Raw genomic sequence first — 24,617 nt, forward strand, 5'->3', positions numbered from 1 at the left:
CGAGGAGCCACGAACGGACGCGGACCCGACCACGGTTCGCCTCGAACTCGTGAGGCGCAACCGCTTTTGCTCCGCTCGCCCACGCACGGGTAGACGTGGACGAGACGATCCGCTGGCTGCAGAGTCGCCCCTACTACGACGGACAGATCACCGAGCGGCGGACGACGCCGGGCCGCGAGGCGACGTTCGCCGACGTAGATCTGGACTCGCGGCTGGCGAGCGCGCTCGAATCCGACGGGGTCGACCGCCTCTACGACCACCAGGCGCGGGCGGTCTCCGCCGTCCGCGGAGGTGACAACGTCGTCCTCGCGACGCCGACGGCCAGCGGGAAGTCCGTCGCCTACACCGTCCCGGCCTTCGAGCGTGCGCTCGACGAGCGGGCGACGACCCTCTATATCGCGCCGCAGGTGGCACTCATCAACGACCAGGAGGAGACCCTGTCCGAGCTGGCCCACGGCCTCGGGTTCGGGTCCGGCGTGTCGGTCGCGCAGTACACCGGCCGGCAGGACAGGTCCGAGAAGGAGGCCATCCGGGAGCGCCAGCCGACGGTGCTCCTGACGACGCCCGATATGCTCCACTACGGGATCATGCCCCACGGCCACCGGCTGTGGGACTGGTTCTTCGAGCGCCTGGAGACGGTCGTGATCGACGAGGTCCACGAGTATCGCGGCGTGTTCGGCAGTCACGTGTCGATGGTGTTCAGACGGCTCCAGCGCATCTGCGAGCGCTTCGACTCCGACCCGGACTGGGTCTGTTGCTCGGCGACGATCGGCAACCCCGTCGACCACGCGGCGACGGTGACGGGCCAGTCGCCCGACTCGTTCGAGCTCGTCAGCGAAGACACCAGCGCGACGGGGCCGACCCACTGGCTGTTCTGGAACCCCCCGGAGTACGGCGCGAACGAGGGGTTCGGGAGTGGGCGTCGCCGGTCGAACCACGTGGAGACGAAACGGCTGTTCGTCGACCTCGTCGACCGCGGGTATCAGACCGTCGCGTTCACGCAGTCGCGCCAGGTCGCCGAGCGCTACGCGACCGACAGCGCGAGCGACCTGCGCGACCGCAACGAGCACGAGGCCGCGCGGAACGTCCACGCCTACCAGGCCTCGCTGACCGACGAGCGCCGCGGCGAGATCGAGAGCGGTCTCGACTCCGGCGAGGTACGCGGCGTCTGGAGCACGAACGCGTTAGAGCTCGGCGTGGACATCGGCGGGCTCGACGCAGTCCTGCTCGACGGCTATCCCGGTACGCGGATGGCCGCCTTCCAGCAGGGCGGACGCGCCGGTCGGGGCACGGACCCGTCGCTCGTCGCGATGGTCGCCGGCGAGGACCAGCTCGACCAGTACCTGATGGCACATCCGCGGGACTTCTTCGAGAGCGCTCCCGAGGAGGCCATCTCGAACCCCGAGAACGAACACCTCCTGCCGGACCACGTCCGTTCGGCGGCCCGGGAGACGTGGCTCCGGCCCGACGACGACCGCCACTTCGGCGAGCCGTTCCCCGACGTGGTCTCGGCGCTGACCGAGTCGGGTGACCTGGAGCGGCGGACGACCGACGCGGGGCTTCGCTGGCTCTACGACGGCGAGGGGAGCCCCCAGCACGAGATGAGCCTGCGGAGCGTCGGCGACCGCGAGGTTCGCCTGCGTGACCGTCGGAACGGGAACGCCATCGCGACGCTCTCGTTCGGCGACGCGCTCCGTGACGCGCATCGCGGCGCGATCTACCACCACCAGGGGCAGGACTTCGAGGTGGTCGAACTGGACCTCGACAACGACGTGGCGAACCTCGCGCCGGTGCGTCCGAACTACTACACGCAGGTGCTCCACGACAAGACGATCACCGTCGAGGAGGACCGGGCGGAGCGGACGCTTCCGACGAGAGCGGACGTGACCGTCCGCTTCGCGGACGTGAGCATGCGCAAGCAGATCACGGGCTTCGAGCGCTACGACCGCCAGAGCGGCGAACCGATCGGTCGCGAACCGCTCGACCTTCCCGAGACGACGCTGGAGACCGAAGCGCTGTACTTCACCGTCCCCGGCGACGTCGAGACGGAGATCCGGACGGCGGGCGACGGCCCGGACGCGTTCCCCGGCGCCATCCACGCGGCCGAACACGGGATGATATCGCTGTTCCCGCTCTCCTTCCTCTGTGACCGCCGGGACGTCGGCGGCCTCTCGACGCCGCAGCATCCGCACACGGACTGCGCGACGATCTTCGTCTACGACGGCTACCCCGGCGGCGTCGGGCTGACCGAACGGGCCTACGAGACGGTCGTCGACCTGCTGGAACGGACGCTCGGGATGCTCCGGGACTGCCCTTGCGAGTCGGGCTGTCCGGCCTGCGTCCAGTCACCCCACTGCGGGAACGCAAACGACCCGCTCGAGAAGGGACTGGCGGCTGACCTGCTCGCGGCGCTCCTCGAGTAAGCGCACCTTATTTCGCACAGGCGGATCGTTGTGTCGCTCCACAGACTCTCCAGTTCGCCGTCGTTCGCCGTCGAAATCGGTCGCGAAACTGATCTGGTTCTGATAGTTTCGGCCGTTTCGCGGGGTGTACGCAACTGTTGGGAGCGTTCTCCGGCGGTCGCGTCCGAAACGGGGAATATCCGGCCGCTATCCGGCGGTCCGGGGTCGTTCACGGGTCCGTGAGGGTGTGGGGAACGGTGGCAACGGTCGGGACGGGTTTGCGGTTCTTTGCCACTCTCGGCCGAATATCTGAGCACGGGGCGCGGTGGACACCGGCGTCGTCACGGAGCCCCGGAATGGCCAACCATGTCAGATACGCACTCTCCAACGGGACCGGCTCGCCGCTGCATGTCGCTCGACTCGACCGAGATCGAGACGATGCACGATGTCTTCTCGGACTGGGAGCGTCGCGCGATCCTCTACTACCTGCAGGAACACGGCGGTCGCGCGACCGTCGACGAGCTGTGTCGGCACCTCGTCGGCTGGTGGCGCGGACGCGAGCGCCCGGCCCCGAGAGACGACGACCTCGTGAGACGGGTCCGCGAGCAGGTCGCCTGCACGCACCTGCTGAAACTCCAGAACTTCGGCGTCGTGTCGTACGACCCTCGCCGGGAGACGATACGACTCTCCGAGGAGATGAAGGTCTCCGTCAGCGAACCGTGGACGAACCCGCCGGCGGAGGACACGGCCCCGACGCGACTTCTCGGCGAAGCACCCGAGGCCTGACGGCCTCGTAACGCTCGCCTACCGCGCCACTCGCCGCGCCGTGCCAGGAGTAAGGAGCGCCGAGCTGTCGGAAAGGTGGGCATACCCTTCTGGGGGCGGCGTAAGATTCCTAACGCCAGCTACCGTAATCAAGACACTCAGTCATCCGCACGTGTGACCGGGTCGCGGGGAGCGGACCGGACCACGTCCGGCTGACGGACAGGATACTCACGACGCTATGGTACGCAACGTCCACGTCTGGCTCCTCGCGGCACTTCTACTGGCCGGTATCGCGGCACCGGTCGTCGCGGCGGACGCGCGGATATCGGACGTCTCGTACGAGGGCGACGGCGCCGTCTCGGGCGTCGACGACGACCTGACGCTCTGGCAGTCTGCGTCCCACCGCTTCGCAGTGACGGTCGTCAGCGACGCGGGTATCGACGACGGCTCGATCTGCGTGTTCGTCGACGGCCCGGACCGCGAGCTCGGCTGCGGGGCCGTCTCCGTGGCCGCCGGGGAGAACCAGACGGTCACGGTCGGCGTCGGCGACTGGCCGACGAACCTGACCGGCGAGCAGCGACTCCGATTCGAGGTCGGGGCGCCCAACGAGTCCGCCCCGCTCGACAGCGAGACCTACCCGGTCACCGTCTTCGCGCGGGACGGCGACCTCGACGACGACGGCCTCTCGAACGAGCGAGAGGTCTCGCTCGGGACCTCGCTCCGCTCGAACGACACGGACGGGGACGGCCTCGGCGACGGCGCCGAAGTCGAGACGTACGGCACGAATCCGACGAACCCCGACACGGACGACGACGGTATCGACGACGGCGACGAAGTCACCGTCCACGAGACCGACCCGACGAAGGTCGACACGGACGACGACGGCCTGACGGACCCGCGCGAGCTCGAGATGGGGACGAACCCGAACAAGGCCGATACGGACGGCGACGGCGTCGCCGACGGGCTCGAGGTCAACACGTACGAGACGGACCCGACCGAACCCGACACGGACGAGGACGGCCTCGACGACGGCGCCGAGATCAACGACTTCGAGACCAACCCCCTGGAGGCGGACACGGACGGGGACGGGCTGGACGACAACCTCGAGGTCAACACCTACGGCACCGACCCCAACCAGATCGACACGGACGGTGACGGCCTCGAAGACGGCGTGGAAGTCGGCACCCACGAGACGGACCCGACCGACCCCGACACGGACGGCGACGGCCTCGAAGACGGTCCCGAGGTCAACACCTACGGGACGAACCCGACGAACGCCGACACGGACGGGGACGGCCTCGAAGACGGAGCCGAGGTCAACGAGTACGAGACGGACCCGACCGACCCCGACACGGACGGCGACGGCGTCCCCGACGCCGAAGAGGTCGACACCGGGAACGCGACCGTGCCGCCCGTGGCCCTGGCGGGACTGGCCGGCGTCGCCGTCGCGGCGACGGCGGTCACGCTCTTCCTCGCCTGGTCGGGCCGCCTCCCCGTGGCTCGTCTCCGCCGTCGGTTCGGTGGCGGTGAACCGGCCGAACCGGCCGACGGAGACCGGGCGGACGCCGAGACGGACGGGGACGCCGAGCCGGTGCCCGCCGCGGTCGTCTCGGAGACGGACGCCGGTTCGACGGACGTCGAGTCCCCCTCCGCCGACGAGGAGGAGATCCCGACGGAGTTCCTCTCCGACGAGGAGGTCGTCTTCACGCTCCTCGACGACCACGACGGCCGGATGCGTCAGGCCGCCCTCGTCGAGGAGACCGACTGGTCGAAGTCGAAGGTGAGCCGCGTCCTCTCGGCGATGGAGGACGACGGCAGTATCGTCAAGGTCGACGTCGGACGGGGCAACGTCGTGATGCGACCCGAGGACCTCCCGCCGGGCGCCGAGTCCGCCTTCGAGGAGTGAATCACCTCTTTCCCGGAGGGGTCGCGGAGGAACCCGCGTCCACGCGAGCCTGGGAGCGTGGGATCGAAAGGGACGAAGCGCCTTTCAGCGCCTTCGGCGCCGGATGCTCGGTATTGGGGATCTATTCACCGAGTCCGTGGGCTCCGGGACCGCTGATTTATACAGGATCTTGACTGCTCTGGCTGAACAGTGTTCCTCCTTACCGCGGTTCGATTGACTCACTCTGTACGCCATCTTCTTCGTAAGACACGTCGTTCCCTTCCGTCCAACCGAGCCTGCCAGCGGCCGTCTTCCGACGTTCAGTAGCGGGATAGAGCGTGCCCGCCTTACCCAAGCCGACGGGCGGGGCATTTTGGTACACAGTTTCGTACGCGCCGTCTTCCACCAGATACGTCTCGTGCCAAATTCCGACAGTGTCGCTCTCGCTCATCAACTGATTCGTCCTCTTCATCGCAGGGGCGTGGTGTGCGGTCGAATCGAGGGCGTATCCCCGCAACTGCTCGAACGAGCGCCAATACTGTACGACTTCGTGATTCCGGATGCCCAGCTTTGTATCATATCCCAGTAGTCCACTCTCGGGGTTCGTCTCGAGTTCGTCGAGCATCTTCGTCATCGCTCGAAGAACCGGGAGCCATTTGTGGACCTTCCAGAGCGCATTTATCCGCATCCCAATTCGGAACACGACGAAGTCCCCATCTAACTCGGCTGTCACCCGTCCGGTATCGAGATCTGTCATGCCTGTTCCTGTCACGGTCGGACGCTTTCTCATCGCTGAACGCTGTCCATGGACCGTTATTCAGTAGATACAGTATCGATCGTGTTAATTGTTACCGCCAACCACAGATTCGGCCTGCGCAGTGCTGAACACGCGTTCGGACTCGAACAGCCACCGCTGACGGCCGAACTATTTCACGGACCCGCGAGAACTACCGGTATGAAGCTCCGCACGTTCGGACTCGCGCTCGCCGCCGGCGTCGCCGTCTTCCTCGTCGTCGGCGTCGCGGTCACCGAGGCCGCGCTCCAGTGGATCGAGTTCTCCCTGTTCGTCGGGCTCCCGGTCGGCCTGGTCGCCGGCGTGACGGCGGCCGCGCTGGTCCTCCTCGGGGTCGGCGACGAGGTCTCGCTCCAGCGGCGCCGCGCGGCGGTCGCGCTCGGCGTCTTCGGCGTCGTCTTCCTGGCCGTCCTCGTAGTCGTCGCCGGCGTGTTCTCGGTCGGGACGCTCCACTCGCTGTCGCTCGCCACCGCCGTCGGCCTGCTCGCCGGTATCGGGTCGTTCGCGCTCGACCCGGGGGAGACGAGCTCAATAACCGGCTGAACCGGCGAATCTACGGCGCGAACCGGTCCAGAACCGGGATCTCCTCGATCTGTTCGTCGCTCAGCGCCGCCCAGTCGATCCCGTCGGGTCGCTCGTGAGACGTCTCCGTCCTGACGACACGCTCGGGGGTGACGATCACGTCCAGCGGCACGTCGTGGGCGTCGGCGCCGATCCCGTCTCGGACCTGCGACTCGTGGACGGTCGTGACGACCGTCGTCTCGGCGTCGACCAGGCCCAGTTCCGTCAGGACCGCGAACTCCAGGTCGCTGTACCCCTCGCCCTTGCCGACGCGGGCGCCGTCGGGCGAGACCGCGACGCTCCCGACGAGGACGAGGTCGACCCGGTCGACCGCTTCGGGGCCGACCTGTTCGGCGTGGTCGTCGACGCCGGAGACCGTCGCGGCGGCGTCGGGGTCGTCGAGGTCGGCGGGGTCCAGCCGGTAGAAACAGCGCTCGTCGCGCAGTCGCGGGACGGCCATGTAGACGGTCTTCCCGGCCGCGAGTGCGGCCCGGCGCGCGGGCAGTTGCGGCGCGTCGGGGTTGGCTTTCAGCGTCCGGGCGTCGGCCCACTCCGGGAGGTCGGCGAGTCGCTCGGCGGCGGCGTCCGCGCCGGCGAAGTTGGGGATGCGGCCGTGGGGCGGGAAGGGGAAGCGGGCCTCGCCGCTGTCCTCGAGGTGGTCCCAGACGGTCTGTCTGAGCGACTCTTTGTCGGCGGCCATCCGATCAGAGGACGTCCGAGGCGGCGGTGTCCGTGCCGACGTCGGTCTCGACGTCGATGTTCTGGATCAGCTGGACGAGGTCGGCCAGCTGCGGGAAGGTGTAGACGGTGACTTCGACGTCGGCGTCGCTGGCGACGATGTGGGAGTCGACGACGAAGGCGATCTCTTCGTCCGGCCAGCCCCCCATCTCGTCGACGATGTCGCTGGCGGGGCCGAAGATGAACGAGGGGGTCGACATGTCGATGGTGGTGTCGAGGACGTTCGCCCAGCCGTCGATGAAGCCGCTGGTCATGATGTTGCCGATCTCCTGCATCGCGGAGCGCTCGAGGTCGGTGAACAGGCCGTCGTCGTCGTCGCCGCTCCCCATGTCGCCGACCATACCCTGTGCGAGGCGCTTGCTCCCGGTGGGTTCGAGCATGAAGAGGACGTAGCCGTAGGGGGGTTCGGTGAGTTCGACGAAGATACCGACCTGTTCGCGGTCCCCGAGGTGAGTCCGCACGTCGGCCATGTCGAGGAAGTTGATCTTGGAGACCTCGATCTCCGTGTGCAGGCCCGAGAGCTCGTTCAGGTGGGCCGAGACGGTGGTCGCTCCCTCCTTGGCCATCTCGTTGAAAAGCTCCAGTTTCCGCACGTCGACCTCGTAATCCATACACGCTCGTTGGTCTCGACCACTGTAAACGCTCTGGGGCCGTGAACTGCGGCCGCTCCGTCGGCTACGAGACGTGCGGCGAGTGCCGCGTCAGACGGTCGTCGTACGGAGGGTCGCTCTACCGGCGGTAATTCCCGGGTACCGGCGTGCATGACGGATAAGCGACGTATACTCTTGGGTGTGTCGTGCGGGGTAGGAAACGGCGGGGTGGACGGTTCGGCGTGCCCCCGGCGACCGACCAACCCGTCGAGACCCCCACACATGCCGCTTGTCACGACCGATTCGACCGTCATCGATTCGTCAGCGATCGGCGAATATCTCGGCACGGCTTCGGGCTCAGTGTCCGACCTGGAGCTCGTGCTCTGGGTGTTCGTCTGCTGGGCGCTCGTGCTCGACATCGTGCTGACGGCGTACGGCCTCTCGATCGGTCTCGTCGAGCGCAATCCGCTCATGCGGCAGGCGCTCGATGTCTTTGGCCTGATGGCCCTCGGCCTCGCCAAGGCCGCGGCCGTCGCAGTCGCGCTCGGATTCCGTACTCTGTGGCCCGAATACGCCATCGTCGCGCCGCTCGGCCTCGCGATCCCCTGGACGCTGGCCGTCGTGTTCAACGCCGCGCTCATCGCGTCGGTCTGACGACGCCCCGGTCGCGCCCCGCGACAGTCCGTCTCCGAGCGACCGCCGCGGTTCGAAACGAATCTTTTTTGTCATGGTGTGACGAGAACCCACACGCACGAACCACCCCTCTGGGTGGGGGGTGACGTGCGGTGGGTCCGATGCGCGGCACACTACTGACGAGTACGGACAGGTCGTGGGTGTTCGACGGCCGGTTCGGCGGCGTCGCCGCCGGTCGAGCCGTCGAGGGAGCGCTGTGGCTGGTCGTCTTCGCGTCGCTGGTGCTGGACGTGTACACGACGTGGCTCGGCCTGGCCGTGGGACTCTCCGAGGGCAATCCGGTGATGCAGTGGGCTATCGACGGCCGGGGCCTGGCCGCGCTCGGCGCGGCGAAGGTCCTCGCCGTCGGTCTCGCGCTCGGTCTGCGGGCGGTCCGCCCCCGCTACGGGGCGACCATCGCCCTCGGACTGGCGCTCCCGTGGACCGTCACCGTCCTCGTCAACACAGTCGCGCTCGCGACCGTCTGACCGAACCCCGGGCGTGTCCGACACGCCGGAGCGGCTCTGGGACCGCTCCGGCGTCGACAGACCCTCTCCACAGACGGGCACCTCACCCCTCGTTCGGTCGTTTCTCCGACAGTACCGTCCGCTCGAACGAACACACCAGCGTGTCCTCACCCGCCTCGACGCGATACGCGTCGACGCGCATCGTCACGACGCCTCGCTCGCCGTCGCTCGTCTCCCGCTTGTTCGTCACCGTCGACTCCGCGCGGAGCGTGTCCCCGTGGAACACCGGGGCCGGATGCTCCACCTCGTCGTAGGACAGGTTGGCGACGATGGTCCCGTCGGTCGTCTCCGGGATCGAGAGGCCGACCGCGAGGCTCATCGTGTAGAGGCCGTTGACGAGGCGCTCGCCGAACTGCGTGTCCGCGGCGAAGTCGGCGTCCAGGTGGAGCGGCTGCTGGTTCATCGTCAGGTCACAGAACCGCTGGTTGTCCGACTCCGAGATCGTGCGGCGCCTGTCGTGAGCGATGGTCTCGCCCTCGGTGAACTCCTCGTAGTAGCGCCCGGGCATGGATCGACCGTCGGTTCGGCGGTGGTTAACCGTTTGGAGGGTGCGGGACCTGTGGACCGACGAGGAGCGGACGACCAGCGGCGAGATCGCCGCGACTGTCGGCGGGCACGAGGTTGCGTTTCTTCGGATCTCACCGGTCTGACGGGTCCGTTCGGTTCACTGGTCACCTTCCCGCTCCGGGCGGTTCGGATCCGGGGCCTGACCTTTCCGTAGCTGCCGCACCAGGTTCAGATGCATGAGGTGGAGGTGCATCCCGATACCGAACAGCAACAGCCCCATCCCGACGAATATCAGCGGCATGAGAAGCGCGTCGACCGCGTCAGGGAACGAGTCGAGGTTCCTCGGCAAGCGGACGATCACTGCGAGAACGAACGCGCCGACGATCACGCCGAGACCGGTCCTGACGAACCGGGAGTACCGGCCGAGCCGTCGAAGCCGGTCTTCGATCTGTGCGGTCCCCGTTGGGTCGTCGTCTGAAGCCATCTGTCTCGGACCTACTGTGTCAGACCTAGGGCCCGGTGACGAGAAAGAATTTGGTGGATACTCCGCTATCCCTCCCCGACTGCACTCCTCGAACGCGCGGTGCCCGTAGCTACAAAACGTTGGCCGACCCACCTGCAGACATGGCACGCCGGAGCGTCCTGTTCTCGCCGGGCGACCAGCCGGGTCTCATGCGGAACGCGCCGACTACCGGGGCCGACGTCGTCGTCTTCGACCTCGAAGACGCCGTCGTCCCCGCGAAGAAGGACGAGGCGCGAGACGCGGTCCGGGCAGTACTCGCCGAGACAGACGCGGACTGCGAGGTGTGCGTGCGCGTCCAGCCGCCCGGTCGCGGCGCGAGCGACGACCTCGAAGTGATCCTCGACGACCCCGACGCACGGGCGGCCCTCGACGCGCTCGTCCTGCCGAAAGCCGAGTCTGGAGACGACGTGACGGACCTCGCGAACCTCGCCGCGGAACGCGACGCGGACCTGCCGGTACTCGCGCTGGTCGAGACGGCCGCGGGCGTCCTGCACGCCGAGGCGATCGCGGCCGCCGAGCCCACCGACGCCCTGATCTTCGGCGCCGAAGACCTGGCGGCCGACCTGGGCGCGACCCGCACCGACGAGGGGACCGAAGTCCTCTACGCGCGCGAGCACGTGGTCCTCGCCGCGAGCGCCGCCGACGTGGACGCGGTCGACACGCTCCACACCGACTTCGAGGACGAGGCGGGGCTGCGCGCGGACACGGCGTTCGCGCTCGAACTGGGCTACGACGGGAAACTGGCGATCCACCCGGCGCAGGTCGCGCCGATAAACGAGACGTTCACGCCCGACGCCGACCGGGTCGAGTGGGCCGAGCGGGTGCTCGCGGCGAGCGAGGAGGCCGACGCCGCGGGGCGGGGGGTCTTCGCCGTCGACGGCGAGATGGTCGACGCGCCGCTCGTCGCGCAGGCCGAGCGGGTCGTGGAACGGGCACGTGCGGCCAACGAGGCCGACGCGACCGACGAGGCCGACGCGGCCGACGAGGCCGACGAGGCCGACGAGCGCGAGTAGGAACCACGAGTGCGCACAGGCGCCGCCGACCGTTCGTCCACTTGCCCGGCGGTCGCCCGAACTTTTTCGGCGCGCTGAGCCCTACCGTGGGCATGTCCGAAGCGGCCAATCCCTTCGAGAGTCTCCAGGAGCAAGTCGACGACGCCGCGGCACACCTCGACGTCGACGCCGGGACGCTCGCCCGTCTCAAGAACCCCGAACGGGTCCTCGAGACGAATCTCTCGGTCGAGCTGGACGACGGGTCCGTCGAGCTCTTTCGCGCCTATCGATCGCAGTTCAACGGCGCTCGCGGCCCGTACAAGGGCGGCGTTCGCTATCACCCGCAGGTGTCCCGCGACGAGGTGAAGGCGCTGTCGGGCTGGATGGCGTACAAGTGCGCCGTCGTCGACATCCCCTACGGCGGCGGGAAAGGGGGTATCGTCGTCGACCCGGACGACTACTCCGAGGCCGAACTCGAACGACTCACGCGCGCCTTCGCGACGGAACTTCGCCCCATCATCGGCGAGGACAGGGACATCCCCGCACCTGACGTCAACACCGGTCGCCGGGAGATGAACTGGATCAAGGACACCTACGAGACGCTGGAGAACACGACCGAACCGGGCGTCGTCACCGGCAAGGCGCCGGACAGCGGCGGGAGCGCTGGCCGCGTCGAGGCGACGGGTCGCTCGGTGATGCTCACCGCTCGCGAGGCGTTCGAGTACCTGGGGGAGGACGTCGAGGGTGCGACCGTCGCCGTCCAGGGCTACGGCAACGCGGGGTCGATCGCCGCGAGGCTCCTCGAAGACGTCGGGGCGAGCGTCGTCGCCGTCTCCGACTCCGGGGGCGCCGCCTACGACCCCGACGGACTGGACACTCGGGCCGCCAAGGCCCGGAAGAACGAGACCGGCGAAGTGACCGACTACGACGCGCCGGAGACGCTGACCAACGAGGAGTTGCTTACGCTCGACGTCGACCTGCTCGTCCCCGCGGCACTCGAAAACGCCATCGACGGCGAGCTGGCTCACGAGGTAGAGGCCGACGTGATCGTCGAGGCAGCGAACGGGCCGCTGACACCGGACGCCGACGATGTACTGGCGGACCGCGACGTGCACGTCTACCCGGACATCCTCGCCAACGCCGGCGGAGTCACGGTGTCGTACTTCGAGTGGGTGCAGAACCGCCAGCGCTTCTACTGGTCCGAGGAACGGGTCAACGAGGAACTGGAGACGGTGATCGTCGACGCGTTCGACCGGCTCACGTCGACGTTGGAGGAGCGGGACCTCCCGAACTTCAGGACCGCCGCGTACGTCGTCGCCATCGAACGCGTCCTCGCCGCGAGCGAGCAGAGCGGGGTCTGGCCCTGATCGGGTCGAAACGCCGGTATCAGTCGACGTAGGGCTCCTCGATCGCCTCGTCGCCGTCGAAGACCGTGCCGATCCGTCGGGTGACGACGTCGAAGACGGTGATGACCGGACCGAGCAGGACCTCGACGCCCTTGACCACGGGCGCGACGGTCACCGACCACTGCTCCGCGTTCCCCAGTCCGACGGATTTGGGGACGATCTCGCCGAACAGGAGGACGAGGACGCTCGTGACGGCCGTCGCGACGACGACCGCCGGTCCGGGGTCGAGATAGCTCGTCACGAGCACCGTGACGATGCTCGATATCGCGACGTTGACGACGTTGTTGCCCACGAGGAGCGTAACGAGCAGTCGGTGCGGGTCGTCGACGAGTTCCTGCAGTACGCGTGCTCGGTCGTCAGACGCCGCCCGTTCGTCGATCCACGCCCGCGGGAGCGAGAATATCGCGGTTTCCGAACTCGAGAAGAACGCGCTACAGGCGAGCAGAAGGACCGTCGCCACGATACCTGCGACAGCGACTGTTGTACCGGCCATGCCACCGCGTTCTCCCCGCCCCGGGAAGTATCCGGGGACTCCGGCGACAGGACCCCGCTCGCGGGTCCGCCCCGTCCCCACTCGTTATGCGTCGCCGGTCCCAACGACCAGCCATGCCGGTGTACGAGCGCGAGACTGTCGTCGACGCGCCGTTCGAGGCGGTCTGGGACTTCCACTCTCGACCCTCGGGGCTGGAGGCGTTGACCCCCGACTGGATGCATCTCCGCGTCGAGTCGGCAGTCGGCCCCGACGGCGACCCCGACCCCGACGTCCTGGACACCGGGTCGAAGATCGAGTCGACCATCGCCCCGTTCGGCGTCGCACCGCGCCAACGCTGGGTCTCCTACATCGCCGCCCGCGAGGAGAGCGACGGCGAGGGCGTCTTCCGCGACGAGATGATGCGCGGCCCGTTCCCGAAGTGGGTCCACACCCACACCTTCGAGGCCGTCGACGGCGGAACCCGCATCCACGACCACGTCGAGTACGAACTCCCCGTCGTCCGCGGCCTGCTCGGCCCGCTCGGGTGGGTCGGCTTCGAACCCATGTTCCGCCACCGCCACCGGAAGACGAAGGAACTGCTGGAGTAGCGACCGTGGTTTTCATCGTCGCCCTTCCTCGCTCGTACCGGGATGGCTCCTCGAAAAACGCGGGTGAAAACGGCCGGCCGCTCACTTCGCTCGGCGCCGGATGCTAAGTACAGAGGGTCTATTGTTTGAGTGTTTCTTACGTGGATACATGTCTGAGTCTCAAACGACACTCTACTTTGTTCGTCACGCCCATTCCCCCTACGTACCAAACAGAGAGGCCGAACGCGGTCTCTCGGAACGGGGACGACGGGACGCATCCCGCGTTACCGAAATTCTCACTCGATACGATATCGACGGTGTCGTATCAAGTCCCTACGCACGGGCAGTCGAAACCGTCCGGGAAACTGCCGAGATCGCAGGTGCGGAGGTCCGTACCGAGTGTGGGTTTCGAGAACGGACACTCGCGGAGTCCCACGTCGAGGACTTCGAGGAGGCGATCACGAAAGTATGGGACGACCCGTCTTTCTCGTGGCCGGGCGGGGAGTCGAACGAGGCCGCTCAGGAACGAGGTATCGAGGCAGTCGGTAGAACTCTCGACCAGTGGAGCGGGAAGACCGTCGTAATCGGGACTCACGGAAACATTCTGACATTGATTCTGAACCATTACGACGAGGCATACGATTTCGAGTTCTGGCAGGAGTTGACCATGCCCGATATTTACGAAGTGACGTTCGAGAACGGTCCGTCGCCAGTTATCGAGCGGATCTATTCGGATAGTTGAGTTCGCATCCGTCTCGAACGACGTCCACCGGATTGCCGGAAACCGACCCGGGGTACGCAAACGTCTTTCCGACTTCCCGCACATTGTTCTCGTATGACAGACGTAGCTGTCGTCGGCGGCGGCCCCGCCGGCCTGAGCGCGGCACTGTTCACGGCCAAGAACGACCTCGACACGGTCGTCTTCGACACGGACAAGACGTGGATGCACAAGGCCCACCTCGCGAACTACCTCGGCATCGAGAACATCGGCGGCACCGAGTTCATGGAGCGGAGCCGCGCCCAGGTCGACGAGTTCGGGGTCGAGCGCCGACAGGACGAGCAGGTCCAGACCGTCGAGCGCGACGGCGACCAGTTCCGCGTCGTGACCGACGACGACGACCTCGCCGCGGACTACCTGATCCTCGCCACCGGCGCGAACCGCGACCTCGCCGAGGAACTGGGCTGTTCGTTCACCGACGAGGGGACGGTGGACGTCGGCGTCGACATGGAGACCAGCGTCGGCGACGCCTACGCCACCGGCGCCATGGTCCGCGCCGAGGAGTGGCAGGCGATCATCTCCGCCGGTGACGGCGGCGCCGCCGCGCTCGACATCCTCTCGAAGGAGAAAGGCGAGCACTTCCACGACTTCGACGTCCCCGACGACTTCGAGTGAGAATATACGATAGCGGGCCTCTCTGTCGTCCCTTCGGTGTCGAGGTGACCGCAGTCGGCGGTGAGCGTTGAACGCCCTCGACTCGCTCGCTAGGCGCTGGATCGACCGCAGACGACGGTGAGCGTTGAAAGCCCTCGACCCGCTCGCGGTCGCTGAGTCGGGATATCCTCGGTCACTCCGTTCCCTCGGATAGTGCCCGCTCAGCGACCACGGGACTGCGCCCCGCGAGCGCGCCTCGCCCTTTCAGTCCGCCAGGGACGGGGACAGCAACGCACAGCACCGCGCCTCACGCCTCCCCAACCGACTGCGTTACTCAGTCGCTACGCTCCCTGCGTTACTCGTCCCTCGCACGATGCTGTCGCGGCATGAACGCCGCGACAGCGCGCGCCAGAATCTCGGTCGAACAGTCGGAGAAAGAAATCTCGGGCACTCCGGGAAGCGCCGGATCGGACCGACCTACTGCATCGTCACGTACGTCAGGAAGAGGAGGGCGAGGAACTGGAGGGCGCGGAGGACGACGACGGCCTGCTGGGCGACGGGGTCGCCGGCGTACAGCATCTGCATGCTGAAGAAGTAGTAGACGGCCATGAGGTTCTCCAGCAGCATGACGGCCGCGAAGGCGAGCAGGCCGAGGATGAGGTTCGAGCGGAACGTGCGGTAGTTGCGGAGCCAGACGACGCCCAGGGTGACGAGGAGCAGGGCGTTCAGCCCGGCGAGGGCGGTCGCGACGGTCAGCCAGGTGTGCATCGCCATAGTATCAGTCCATTTGGTCGGTTATCGTCTCGAACTCCTCGCGGTGGTGGTCGAACCGGTCCGTGAGGAAGTACATCGCGCCGTAGTCGTCGCCGCCGCGCTCGACGACGTCGTGGTCGAGGAGGACGTCGAGGTGGTGTCGCACCGTGTTGTAGTCCACGTCGAGCGCTTCGGCGAGCCTGTTGGCGTTGCGCGGCCGGTCGTCGAGCAACCGGATGATCCGCGCGCGGTTCTCCCCGCCGCGCGTCCCGGCGAGCAGATACCAGAGTGCCTTCTCCATCGACGCTCGTTCGCTCCTGACCCGCGCCTCCCGTTTATTCGTGCTGGTTCCCGCCATCCCCGAAGAGCCGGGCGTCACTGAACGCTACCGGGATCGACCGTCTCGCTCACCCAGCCGGTCGGTCCGCTCGGGTACGCGCCGCTTTCCTCCTCTGGCTGGAGTTCGCCCGTCCCGTCGGTTGCGCGCACGACGACGTCGTGGCTTTCCTCGGGCGGGTCGTAGGCGTAGCGCCACTGGCGCCACGCGTCGTTCGCGTGCTCCGGTGGGTCCTCGACGGCACCGGTCGCACCCGGCAATCGCTCCGTGAGTTCCGCCTCGTCCCACGTCTCGCCGCCATCGATAGACACCTCCACCCGCTCGATGCCGCGGATCCCCGCGTACGTGTGCCCACCGACGAGGATCTGGCCGTCCTCCGTTCGGGTCTTCGCGTGGAGTTTGGCGACGGTCTCGACGGGGCCGGTGCCGTGCCACCCCTTCTGCTCCCAGTAGCCGTCCTGCTCCCGTTCGAGGAACTCGATCTCGGTGATCCACTTGACGTTGATCTCGCCCCAGTGGCCGGGGATGAGTGCGCGGACCGGCGCGCCGTGGCCGCGTGGGATCGGGCGGCCGTTCATGCCGAGTGCGAGCATTCCCGTCTCCAGGGCTTCGAGCGGGAACTCCTCGTAGTAGTCGTCGGCCGCCCGGAGCATGACGCAGTCGCAGTCCGAACTGGGACTGGCTTCCTCGATCAGGGGGGCGATGGGGACGCCGCTCCAGAGCGCGTTGTCCATCTTGTGGCCGTTGAGCGACTCGCCGACACAGCGGAGGGTGATAAAGCGGTGTTCGAACTCGCGTTCGCGGAGGTCGTCGTAGTCGTAGGACACCTCCTGATCGACCTCGCCGGTGACCGACAGCGACCACTCGGCGGCGTCGGGCGTCGGCGAGACCGAACTGTAGGAGACGTTGAAGAACTGCTCGCTGACCAGCGGGTCCATCTCCCCGAAATCGTAGGTGCGCTCCTCGGCGGCGGCCAGCTGGTCGTCCACGTCGAACGTCGGCGTCTCCACGTTGCTGTAGACGGCGGGGTCGCCCATCGGATCCCCGCCGTCGTCGCTCCCGCTGACGTCTTCACCGCCCGCGCTCGCGGTCGAACTGCCCTGACGACCGAGCGTGTACCCGACGGCGCTCGCGCCGAGGGCGGTGGCCAGGGCCGCGACGACACGGCGTCGGCCGCCCGGGTCGCGACGGCCGACGAAGCGCTCGCCCGACCGGGAGAGGTCGGTCAGCCAGACGACGATACCGGCGCCGACGGCCGCGCCGAGCGACGCGACCGGACGAGACGTGAGCGCCGCCGTCGCCACCCACACGGCGACGGGGGCCCCGAGAACGGGAACGAGTCTGCTGTCGAGTTCCCGTCCGATCCCGATCGTCAGCCCCACCAGCAGGGCGTAGAGTGCGACGACGATCGATCCCGCGAGCGCGACGTTGAGTTGCTGTCCGAGATCACCGAGGACCGTGATCGCGAAGGTGATCGCGAAGCCGGGCATCACCTGCGAGAGCGTGCTCTCGACCGGGGCGAGGACGAACCCCGGCGCGAACCCGACCGCGCCGAACGATCCGAGTAACCCCGCGACGCCCGCCGCGAGCGCGACCGCGACCGAACCCGGGCCCGGCGGGTAGCGGTCCGACAGCGGCGTGTACTCTGTCATGGGACGGACTGGGCACTCACCACGCATAGGCGTTGTTCGAAAACCCCTCGGACTCTCTCTAGAATTCGTTGGGATTGGCGCGTACACTCGGGCCCGGCCGCGGGTCGCCGCGGAGAACAAGACTCAAGCGCTCCTCGGCCGAGGACAGAGATATGAGCGGCGACGGCGGCCGACCCTGTCCGATCTGTGACCGGGCGATGACCCACCGCCACTGCAAGTACGTCTGCCCCGAACACGGCGTCGTCTACGACTGTTCGGACACCTTCTACTGACCGGCCGGGTGAACCGTCGCGGCAGCCCCGCTACTCGCCGACACCGAGCCCATGCTCGTCGCGGAGGAACCGGTAGGCCGGTCTGGCGAGCAGGACAACCGAGAGGGAGGTGGCCGCGGCGAACAGCGCGAGGCTGTGGCGGAGCCCGTGGACCGAGAGCGCGTGCATCGACGCGCCGGCGATCACTTCGGCGGCGATCCAGACCGACTCTCCCAGTAGCGTCCCGACCAGGTACGACCGGAGCGACACGTCCGAGAGGCCCGCGCCGACCGAGACGACGTCGGCGGGGAGCGGGGCGAGCCGCGCGGCGACCACGCCGCGGAACTCGCCGACCGTCTCGACGAACCGGTCGCTGGTTCTGGTCGTCAGACCGACGACGCCGTCCTCGGTTCGGGCGTACCGCGCGAGCAGGAACGGCGTCGTGTTCGAGAGGAGCGTCCCCGCGATGGCGACCGGGATGCCGTAGGTCGCGCCGAGGACGAACCCGACGGTCAGCGAGAGCGCGCTGACCGGCCACAGGAGGAACGGGCGGGCGAGATAGAGGACGGCCAACACGGCGACGAACCGCCACGGGTGCGCGGAGAGACTCGCGACCGAGTCCAGGACCGCGCCCGGGGAGAAGAGGAGCGCGGCGACCGCGAGCACGGCGCCGAGGACTCCGATACCCCCGAACTGTCGGCGCGTCGCCCGACTGACTGCCATCGATCCCTGTCTCGACCATGCCGACACAAGTCTTGTGGTCGGAGTCGCCGGCGAAGTCGCGCGCGAACGCGGAAACGCTTAATTCGGAGGGAGCCACACCAGTGAGCGTGGACGACCGCGTCGAACTCGGCGTCGAACTGCTCGCCCACCTTGAACACGCGGAACTGTCGCTCGCGGCGGCCGTCGACCGCATCGAGACGGTAACGAGCGACCCCGCCGTGACCCGCGAGATCCTCGAGACCGCCGAGCGCCGCGGGATCATCGACCGGGACGGAGACACCGTCGTCCCGACCACCGGCGACTACCTCAGCCTCGACGGCGACGTCGTGAGCAAGGAAGGAGAGTTCACCTGCCAGCGCTGTAACGCGGGCATCACCACTGGCTACTTCATCGAGTTCGACGCCGGCGAGCACGGGCCCTTCGGCTCGTCGTGTATCAGGAAAGTCACGGGTCGCGAGGACGACTGAGACCGTCCAGCGGTCGCCTCACTCCGAGTCGCGTCGCTGGACTAGCTGTTTGAGCGCGCGGTGCTGGCGCTTGAGCAGTTCGTTCTGTCGGTCCACCGCGTCGGTCAACTCCTCGAGCCGCTCGGCCATCGCCTCGAACTCCTCGCGCGTGACCGGCGCGGGTTCGCCCGCGTCCCCGCCCGCGCCCGGTTCGCCCGTCGCGCCAGCAGACGTGCCCGTCGAGCGAGTCGATTCGACGGACCGTTCTCCGGCGGTGTCGGGACTGGTTTCGGCCGCGTCGCTCCCTCCCGACGGCGCCGACTGCTCCGCCGGCGCTTCGGATCGCTGCGTCCCCTGGGAGGGAGACGACCCCGAGGCGGTCTGTGTCGCGTCGGACGCTCCGCCCTCGGCAGGTTGTACGTCCGTCTGTCGCGTCTCGGTGGTCTGTTCGTTGGTCTGTCCGTCGGTCTGCGGTGTCTCGGTCCCGGCAGTCCCCGGAGACTCGCGTTCGGGTTCCGCACGGGCGTCCGCTGTCGCCTCCGGCGATTGGCCGGGGTCGGCGGGTGTCGTCCGGTCGGGCGTGCTCGACTGTTCGGTCGATTGGCCGGTCGGCGCGTCCGCGGGCTGGTCGCTCGCGGTACCCGGGTTCTGGGTCCCGGACTGGCCGGCCCGTTCGCCGGACGACGGGGTATCGACGGTGTCGGCTGACGTGTCTCGCGCGAGCGCGTCGTCGGCGTCGACGGGTTCGGTCAGGTCGTCGGCGTCGTCGCTGACGAGCGGGTCGAAGTCGTCCCCGAACGCGAAGTCGTCGCCGTCGTCGTCGGCGCCCGATTGCTCGACGCCGCCGCCGGCGGTCTCGTCGTCGGCGCTGACGAGGCGGTTGAGTTCGTCGATGGAGGCCACGTCGTAGTAGCCAAAGAGGGCCTGTTCCAGGGTCTGGCGGACGACCGGCGCCTTGTCGTTCGGGACCTTCACCCGCTGCGGGCGACCGTCGACGGAGAGCGCGATGCTCGTCGCGACGCTCGCGCGTTCGAACTCCAGACCGGTGACGTCCTCGTAGGGGTACATCTCGTAGTCCTCGGTCCACACCTGGCTGCCGATGTGTTTGATGAGACGCCCCTCCGTGATGATCAGCGTGAGCTCGCTGAAGCGGTAGACGCCCGCGAGCGACTCGCGCTGTTCGATGACGCCCTCGAGCCGGAGGATGCCTTCGAGGAAGAGCTTGAGCACTTTCTCGCCGCGGTTGGCCGGGACCGTGAACGAGCGGGTCCCGTCGATGTACTGCATCGTGAACTTCGTCTTGCGACGGCCCTCCGAGACGGCGAGCTGTTCGACGTCGTGAGAGTACTCCTCGACCTGTTCGTCGCTGATGAGTCCTTCACCGCTGTAGACGAGCGTTCGAGTCGGCGTGAGACAGACGGCGTCTTCGTCGCCAAGCGAGACGCCCGCCTGGATCTCCTCGTCGCCGAGTGCCCCCTTGACGAGGTCCGGAATGTCCATGAGAGTGGTGTACCCGTCCGTGTGTATAAAACCGAGGGTGGCCCGACCATCTGTTTCGTCGAGGGGTCGTGCGATGCGGGCTCCGTCGGCGACCCCGCCGAAGTGTCCAGCGCTCACCGTCGAGTGCGGCCGCGCCGAACGAATCACTGAAACGACGAGACAGCGGCCCGATCGAGGGGTCTACTCGGTGGAGATGAGAAGGTTAAAGACCGACACCACAGTACCAGCAAGTGCGCCCGGGTGGCTTAGCTGGACATAGCGCCGCACTCATAGGGTTTGATTGCGCGGCATACCGGCATGCCCCCACGAGGCCCGTCAGCCTCGAACCTGGGTCATGCGGAGATCGAGGGTTCGGAGCCCTCCCCGGGCATTCTCAACCGTCGCGAACCTCGTGTGAGCGACTGCTCCACGAATGCCGGCGGCGAGCGGAGAACCCACAGGTCCTGCGCGAACGCCAGTGAGCGCAGGGCAGGAAAATCTCTGATTTTCCGTGGTTCGCGAGCCCTCCCCGGGCATACTTACTCCGTCGCTAAATACGGCGAGCGGCTGCTATTCGGGTAGGTATCGGATAACCGGGACAGGGACGGTGAGAGAGAACTGTTCGGTCGTCGGTCAGGCGTCGCCGGGGAACTCCTGGAAGAGCGTCTCGAAGTCCTCGGCTTCGCTGACGTCGGCGACCGTCCGGTCGGCCTCCTCGCGGAGCTCCTCGACTTCGGATTCGAGCCGTTCGTACTCCTCGTTGCCCTGGAGTTCGACGTAGTCCTTCTCGGCCTCGAGGGTCGCCTTCTTCGCGGCCAGCGAGAAGAACTCCTGCATGCGCTCGTCGTAGTTCTCACGGTTCAACATCCGGTCGACCGCCTCGTAGAGGTCCTCGAGCATCACCGGCTTCGTCAGGTAGTCGTCGAACGGCATGTCGACGATGTCGAAGTCGGGGTCGACCGCCGTAACCATCACGACGCGACAGTCGAGACTTCGCTCGCGCAGTGTCTCGAGGACTTCGTCGCCGTTCATCTCCGGCATCTGACGGTCGAGGAAGACGACGTCCACGGTTTCGTCGGCCTTCTCGAGCGCCTCCTGAGCCCCGTATGCGGTGCGGACATCGTACTCCTCGTCCATCCAGGTGGAGTAGAGATCCGCGATGTCCCGTTCGTCGTCGACGACGAGGATAGTTACTTCCTCTGAGTTACTCTTCGGCGATATCATCGTTTGTCCCGTGATTCGCGCGTACGGATATCGTGTATCTCGGGAACCACTGCATAAATCCACCCCGCGCAGTATCAGTTGTGAAAATTAGAGGCGTGTTACCGGCGGAACGTCCCGCCGACCGGCGTCACGGATCCGGGGTCCGTCCCATCGACGAGATTATGGCGACGAAAGCCGTGGATCCCGTCGATGGAGAGAGCGTCGGACGATCCGAACCGGATCCGGACGCTCGCGGTCACCGCGGGCGACGTGGTAACCGCACTGGAGGCGCGCGCACAGCGTGACCGTCCTGTCGTGTTGCGGGCGACGCCGCCGTTCAGCGGCCGGATGCGCGCCCGACTGCACGTCGCGGCCGAAGAGTACGACGAGACGCCCGCACCGCTCCACGTCGACCCGGAGTCCCTGCTCGCCCCCACGGCGCCCGACTACCCGCGCCCGGCCGACACCGAGGACGCGCTCCGCGCCGACCCCGACACCGAGTACACCGTCGACCTGCATCACGACCGCCACCAGGAGGCCGTGGCGACCTGGCGAGAGCGAGTCAGGGACCACTTTCGCGACACCGTGACGATCGAGACCCCGGACGGCCCCCACGAGGTCGCGGTATCGATCCTCGGGTGAGTCCGGTGAGTGGACGTTCGTCGAATCGCTCCCCGGAGCCAACCGGCAGATCGCGATACCGGCTTAGCTGTCCGAATAAAACGTTCGAAGCGTTCTGCCGCCGCTATGAAACATCAACTGTCCGAATAAAACGTCGTCTACGGGCGGGTGGACGCGTGAAACGTTGTGAAATCAGTGGAAATCTCGGACGGTTATAAGGTAATACCGGACTATCGTTGAGATACGAGGTCCCCTGTATGTCAAGTCGAAGATCCGATCTCACGCCCTCGCTCGACGCCGACGTCGCCGTCGCGGACGTCGGTGAGAGTGTCGTCGCACCGATCACCGGCTTCGCGTTCTGGGCAGCCGTCGCACTCCCCTTCCTCCACCTCCCGCTGTTGCTCGCGACAGGGCTGTCGTCGGAACCCTATACGAACGCCTTCGTGGCGCTGCTGGTGTTGAACGTCCTCGCACTGCTGGTCGGCCACTCCCACTACAGAGACTGACCGCCGGAACGGCGGGTTCGACAGCGGTCGGTTCCCGGTTCAGAACGCTATTCTCGCCGTGCTATCGCTATTCTCGCCGTGCTATCGCTCTTCACCCGAGAGTGCGGCGCGAAGTTTCGGGACCTCTCGTCTGAGCGCCCGACGTTTGATCAGGACGAAGCCGGCGAAGATACAGCAAAAGCCCACCGCCGTCCACGCGTCGACGACCTCTTCGAGGAAGAGAAAGCCCGTCAGCGCGGCGAACAGCGGTGCGACGTACGAGACGAGGTTGATCTCGACCGGACCGAGTCGCTCCAGGAGGTCGAAGTAGATGAGAAAGCCCGCCGCGCTCGCACCGAGCGAGAGGTACGTCAGCGACCACAGCGCGGTCCCCGACCACGTGATCGACGCGAGCGACTCGCCGAGTCCGAGACTGACGACGTGCATCAGCCCCGCGCCGCCGAGCATCGACCACGCCTCCATCGTCTCGATCTCGACGCCCGCGTCGATCGCGGTCGTCACGACGCTTCCCAGCGCGAACGACAGCGCGGCGGCGAACACGAGCAACTGCGGGACGACGTCGCTCGTGAGGAGCGCGTCGGGGTCGGGCTGGGCGACCGCGACGACGCCGACCACGCCGAGCAGGATTCCGGCGGCGCCGACCGCCGAGAGCCGGCTGTCGGGGAGCAGCCCGCGCGCGAAGACCGTCGTCAGGACCGGCGAGAGACTGACGATGACCGCGGCGGCGGCGCTGGTCGTCCCCTGCTCGCCGACGAAGAGGAACGCGTGGTAGGCCGCGATCATCAGGGCGGCCCCGACGCCGACCGTCGCCCACTCGTCTCGGCCGCTGGGCCGCCAGCTATCGGCTCTGAGGACCGCGTAGCCGAGCATCACGACGCCGGCCACGTCGTATCGGAGCGCCGCGAACAGGACGGGCGGGAACGCCGACAGCCCCGCCTTGATCGCCATGAAAGCAGACCCCCACAGCGCCGAGAGGGCGAGGAACAGCCCGAGATTCCGGTACGTGGACACGGACGGAGATTCGCGCGAGCGTGCCTGAACGTTTCGGCTCGCGGGGACCGTGACGGGTGGGCCACCGGTTCGACCGCCGACCCGGCCGCGATCGTGCGACTATTGTGAGATCGGATCCCAAAACCCCCCTACGTTTAAATTATCCCATCTCCAAGGGGGAGTATGGCCGCTTACGGCCGGCCGACCCTTCGGGATTTGTTCGACGAGGCACCGACGCCGCACATCGCCCACCCGCCTCGAACACACCATCGAGACTTCTATCTCGCCACCGACGGCTCGTACAGAGAGAGCGGTGGTGCCGCCCCGGGCGACGACGCCCGCGAGTACACGGGCGGACTGGGCGTGGTCATCCAGACCCGCGACGGCGAACGCGTCGCGCGGCTGTCGGTCCCCAACCGCGCGCCCGACAACAACGTCGCGGAGTATCGGGCGCTCCACCTCGGGCTCGACGTGCTCGCCGCCCGCTCGCCCGCGGACGCGACCGTCGGCGTCCTCATCGACCACGACACGCTCGCCGAGAATCTCAACGCCGCGGTCCTCACGGACCGGAGCCCCGAGCTCGAACCGACGCACACCGTCTCCCATCCGCCCGCCATCGGACTTCACTGGCGCGGGATCCGCTCGCGACTCCGGGACTTCGAGGAGATCCGGGCCGCTCGCCTCTCGAGTGGACACAACCCGGCCCACCCGCTCGCGAACGCGCCCGACGAGTACGCACACGTCAACAGCGAACCCGACCGCTGTGTCCTCCCCGACTCTCCGTCGTCGACGGGTGACGACCGGTACCCGCCGCCCTCGCGGGCCAACCGCGGCAGCGCCGGCGACTGACGGGAGTGTCGGCCG

The 24,617-nt window shown here is 67.5% G+C and carries 30 protein-coding genes and 1 tRNA gene; 18 read left to right on the forward strand and 13 right to left on the reverse strand.

Annotated features, from left to right (window positions below):
• The first annotated feature begins 95 nt into the window (after window positions 1-95).
• From D1409_RS20330 to D1409_RS20340, 3 genes are all read left to right on the forward strand, one after another.
• Window positions 96-2,423 carry a DEAD/DEAH box helicase gene (locus D1409_RS20330; RefSeq protein WP_123538823.1) on the forward strand — a complete coding sequence of 776 codons (2,328 nt, stop codon included), beginning with the start codon at window positions 96-98 and terminating at the stop codon, window positions 2,421-2,423.
• A gap of 387 nt (window positions 2,424-2,810) precedes the next feature.
• Complete coding sequence (locus tag D1409_RS20335) at window positions 2,811-3,188, forward strand: DUF7344 domain-containing protein (protein WP_123538824.1); 378 nt, start codon at window positions 2,811-2,813, stop codon at window positions 3,186-3,188.
• 217 nt (window positions 3,189-3,405) lie between these two features.
• A complete protein-coding gene (locus tag D1409_RS20340) occupies window positions 3,406-5,073 on the forward strand; it encodes a helix-turn-helix transcriptional regulator (RefSeq protein WP_123538825.1) in 1,668 nt (555 codons plus the stop codon).
• A gap of 199 nt (window positions 5,074-5,272) precedes the next feature.
• Here D1409_RS20340 and D1409_RS20345 read toward each other — a convergent pair whose 3' ends face one another.
• Complete coding sequence (locus tag D1409_RS20345) at window positions 5,273-5,809, reverse strand: DUF4188 domain-containing protein (RefSeq protein WP_123538826.1); 537 nt, start codon at window positions 5,807-5,809, stop codon at window positions 5,273-5,275.
• Between the two features lie 198 nt (window positions 5,810-6,007).
• Between D1409_RS20345 and D1409_RS20350 the strand changes: the two genes are divergently transcribed.
• Window positions 6,008-6,388 carry a hypothetical protein gene (locus D1409_RS20350; RefSeq protein WP_123538827.1) on the forward strand — a complete coding sequence of 127 codons (381 nt, stop codon included), beginning with the start codon at window positions 6,008-6,010 and terminating at the stop codon, window positions 6,386-6,388.
• A gap of 10 nt (window positions 6,389-6,398) precedes the next feature.
• Here the strand turns inward: D1409_RS20350 and D1409_RS20355 are convergent, their stop codons facing one another.
• Both D1409_RS20355 and D1409_RS20360 read right to left on the reverse strand, forming a co-directional pair.
• Window positions 6,399-7,106, reverse strand: coding sequence for a 5-formyltetrahydrofolate cyclo-ligase (locus D1409_RS20355; protein WP_123538828.1), 708 nt, complete (start codon window positions 7,104-7,106; stop codon window positions 6,399-6,401).
• Between the two features lie 4 nt (window positions 7,107-7,110).
• A complete protein-coding gene (locus D1409_RS20360) occupies window positions 7,111-7,755 on the reverse strand; it encodes a chemotaxis protein CheC (protein ID WP_123538829.1) in 645 nt (214 codons plus the stop codon).
• A 261-nt stretch (window positions 7,756-8,016) separates the two neighbouring features.
• On the opposite strand from D1409_RS20360, the gene D1409_RS20365 reads away from it, so the two are divergent.
• Together D1409_RS20365 and D1409_RS20370 are read left to right on the forward strand one after the other, a co-directional pair.
• Complete coding sequence (locus D1409_RS20365; RefSeq protein ID WP_123538830.1) at window positions 8,017-8,388, forward strand: DUF5658 family protein; 372 nt, start codon at window positions 8,017-8,019, stop codon at window positions 8,386-8,388.
• Window positions 8,389-8,528: 140 nt separating this feature from the next.
• Entirely contained in the window at window positions 8,529-8,894 is a 366-nt protein-coding gene (locus D1409_RS20370) for a DUF5658 family protein (RefSeq protein ID WP_164471815.1), read from the forward strand.
• A gap of 82 nt (window positions 8,895-8,976) precedes the next feature.
• Here the strand turns inward: D1409_RS20370 and D1409_RS20375 are convergent, their stop codons facing one another.
• Window positions 8,977-9,528, reverse strand: a complete 552-nt coding sequence (locus D1409_RS20375; protein ID WP_394339046.1) for a MaoC family dehydratase — start codon at window positions 9,526-9,528, stop codon at window positions 8,977-8,979.
• Between D1409_RS20375 and D1409_RS25765 the strand changes: the two genes are divergently transcribed.
• Window positions 9,482-9,583 (forward strand): hypothetical protein, encoded by a 102-nt coding sequence (locus tag D1409_RS25765; protein WP_206425145.1) that lies wholly within the window; start codon window positions 9,482-9,484, stop codon window positions 9,581-9,583. The genes D1409_RS20375 and D1409_RS25765 overlap by 47 nt on opposite strands.
• Before the next feature lie 14 nt (window positions 9,584-9,597).
• Here D1409_RS25765 and D1409_RS20380 read toward each other — a convergent pair whose 3' ends face one another.
• Window positions 9,598-9,924 (reverse strand): hypothetical protein, encoded by a 327-nt coding sequence (locus D1409_RS20380; RefSeq protein ID WP_123538833.1) that lies wholly within the window; start codon window positions 9,922-9,924, stop codon window positions 9,598-9,600.
• A gap of 140 nt (window positions 9,925-10,064) precedes the next feature.
• Between D1409_RS20380 and D1409_RS20385 the strand changes: the two genes are divergently transcribed.
• A complete protein-coding gene (locus D1409_RS20385; RefSeq protein WP_123538834.1) occupies window positions 10,065-10,976 on the forward strand; it encodes an HpcH/HpaI aldolase/citrate lyase family protein in 912 nt (303 codons plus the stop codon).
• A 92-nt stretch (window positions 10,977-11,068) separates the two neighbouring features.
• Window positions 11,069-12,322: a Glu/Leu/Phe/Val family dehydrogenase gene (locus D1409_RS20390; protein ID WP_123538835.1), complete on the forward strand. Its 1,254-nt coding sequence runs from the start codon at window positions 11,069-11,071 to the stop codon at window positions 12,320-12,322.
• 19 nt (window positions 12,323-12,341) lie between these two features.
• Here the strand turns inward: D1409_RS20390 and D1409_RS20395 are convergent, their stop codons facing one another.
• Entirely contained in the window at window positions 12,342-12,854 is a 513-nt protein-coding gene (locus D1409_RS20395; protein WP_123538836.1) for a DUF21 domain-containing protein, read from the reverse strand.
• A 113-nt stretch (window positions 12,855-12,967) separates the two neighbouring features.
• Here D1409_RS20395 and D1409_RS20400 point away from each other — a divergent pair, with 113 nt between their 5' ends.
• From D1409_RS20400 to D1409_RS20410, 3 genes are all read left to right on the forward strand, one after another.
• Window positions 12,968-13,441 (forward strand): SRPBCC family protein, encoded by a 474-nt coding sequence (locus D1409_RS20400; protein ID WP_123538837.1) that lies wholly within the window; start codon window positions 12,968-12,970, stop codon window positions 13,439-13,441.
• Window positions 13,442-13,589: 148 nt separating this feature from the next.
• Window positions 13,590-14,162, forward strand: a complete 573-nt coding sequence (locus D1409_RS20405; RefSeq protein WP_123538838.1) for a histidine phosphatase family protein — start codon at window positions 13,590-13,592, stop codon at window positions 14,160-14,162.
• A gap of 93 nt (window positions 14,163-14,255) precedes the next feature.
• Complete coding sequence (locus D1409_RS20410) at window positions 14,256-14,813, forward strand: NAD(P)/FAD-dependent oxidoreductase (RefSeq protein ID WP_123538839.1); 558 nt, start codon at window positions 14,256-14,258, stop codon at window positions 14,811-14,813.
• Window positions 14,814-15,269: 456 nt separating this feature from the next.
• Here the strand turns inward: D1409_RS20410 and D1409_RS20415 are convergent, their stop codons facing one another.
• The 3 genes from D1409_RS20415 to D1409_RS20425 all read right to left on the reverse strand — a co-directional run bounded on the left by D1409_RS20415 (window position 15,270) and on the right by D1409_RS20425 (window position 17,534).
• The gene (locus D1409_RS20415) at window positions 15,270-15,566 is read right to left on the reverse strand and encodes a hypothetical protein (protein ID WP_123538840.1); all 297 of its coding nucleotides are present in this window, start codon (window positions 15,564-15,566) and stop codon (window positions 15,270-15,272) included.
• 4 nt (window positions 15,567-15,570) lie between these two features.
• On the reverse strand, window positions 15,571-15,846 hold the full coding sequence (locus D1409_RS20420) for a winged helix-turn-helix domain-containing protein (protein ID WP_123538841.1): 276 nt from the start codon (window positions 15,844-15,846) through the stop codon (window positions 15,571-15,573).
• A 74-nt stretch (window positions 15,847-15,920) separates the two neighbouring features.
• On the reverse strand, window positions 15,921-17,534 hold the full coding sequence (locus D1409_RS20425) for a molybdopterin-dependent oxidoreductase (protein WP_123538842.1): 1,614 nt from the start codon (window positions 17,532-17,534) through the stop codon (window positions 15,921-15,923).
• A 152-nt stretch (window positions 17,535-17,686) separates the two neighbouring features.
• Here D1409_RS20425 and D1409_RS25685 point away from each other — a divergent pair, with 152 nt between their 5' ends.
• Entirely contained in the window at window positions 17,687-17,806 is a 120-nt protein-coding gene (locus D1409_RS25685; protein ID WP_328587672.1) for an HVO_2523 family zinc finger protein, read from the forward strand.
• Between the two features lie 30 nt (window positions 17,807-17,836).
• Here D1409_RS25685 and D1409_RS20430 read toward each other — a convergent pair whose 3' ends face one another.
• A complete protein-coding gene (locus D1409_RS20430) occupies window positions 17,837-18,508 on the reverse strand; it encodes a TVP38/TMEM64 family protein (protein ID WP_123538843.1) in 672 nt (223 codons plus the stop codon).
• A 107-nt stretch (window positions 18,509-18,615) separates the two neighbouring features.
• Here D1409_RS20430 and D1409_RS20435 point away from each other — a divergent pair, with 107 nt between their 5' ends.
• Window positions 18,616-18,975, forward strand: a complete 360-nt coding sequence (locus tag D1409_RS20435) for a DUF5830 family protein (protein WP_123538844.1) — start codon at window positions 18,616-18,618, stop codon at window positions 18,973-18,975.
• A gap of 18 nt (window positions 18,976-18,993) precedes the next feature.
• Here D1409_RS20435 and D1409_RS20440 read toward each other — a convergent pair whose 3' ends face one another.
• Window positions 18,994-20,454 carry a DUF7115 domain-containing protein gene (locus D1409_RS20440; RefSeq protein ID WP_123538845.1) on the reverse strand — a complete coding sequence of 487 codons (1,461 nt, stop codon included), beginning with the start codon at window positions 20,452-20,454 and terminating at the stop codon, window positions 18,994-18,996.
• Between the two features lie 234 nt (window positions 20,455-20,688).
• On the opposite strand from D1409_RS20440, the gene D1409_RS20445 reads away from it, so the two are divergent.
• Window positions 20,689-20,824 (forward strand) — tRNA-Met (locus D1409_RS20445).
• Window positions 20,825-21,066: 242 nt separating this feature from the next.
• On the opposite strand, the gene D1409_RS20450 is transcribed toward D1409_RS20445, so the two are convergent.
• On the reverse strand, window positions 21,067-21,654 hold the full coding sequence (locus D1409_RS20450; RefSeq protein WP_394339047.1) for a response regulator transcription factor: 588 nt from the start codon (window positions 21,652-21,654) through the stop codon (window positions 21,067-21,069).
• A 192-nt stretch (window positions 21,655-21,846) separates the two neighbouring features.
• Here D1409_RS20450 and D1409_RS20455 point away from each other — a divergent pair, with 192 nt between their 5' ends.
• Entirely contained in the window at window positions 21,847-22,278 is a 432-nt protein-coding gene (locus tag D1409_RS20455; RefSeq protein WP_123538847.1) for a hypothetical protein, read from the forward strand.
• A 236-nt stretch (window positions 22,279-22,514) separates the two neighbouring features.
• Window positions 22,515-22,763 carry a hypothetical protein gene (locus D1409_RS20460; RefSeq protein ID WP_123538848.1) on the forward strand — a complete coding sequence of 83 codons (249 nt, stop codon included), beginning with the start codon at window positions 22,515-22,517 and terminating at the stop codon, window positions 22,761-22,763.
• Window positions 22,764-22,844: 81 nt separating this feature from the next.
• On the opposite strand, the gene D1409_RS20465 is transcribed toward D1409_RS20460, so the two are convergent.
• A complete protein-coding gene (locus tag D1409_RS20465; protein WP_123538849.1) occupies window positions 22,845-23,774 on the reverse strand; it encodes a DMT family transporter in 930 nt (309 codons plus the stop codon).
• A 162-nt stretch (window positions 23,775-23,936) separates the two neighbouring features.
• Here D1409_RS20465 and D1409_RS20470 point away from each other — a divergent pair, with 162 nt between their 5' ends.
• Window positions 23,937-24,602: a ribonuclease H family protein gene (locus D1409_RS20470; RefSeq protein WP_123538850.1), complete on the forward strand. Its 666-nt coding sequence runs from the start codon at window positions 23,937-23,939 to the stop codon at window positions 24,600-24,602.
• The last annotated feature ends 15 nt before the right edge of the window (window positions 24,603-24,617 follow it).

The organism is Halosimplex salinum, from assembly GCF_003730195.1.
GTDB lineage: Archaea > Halobacteriota > Halobacteria > Halobacteriales > Haloarculaceae > Halosimplex > Halosimplex salinum.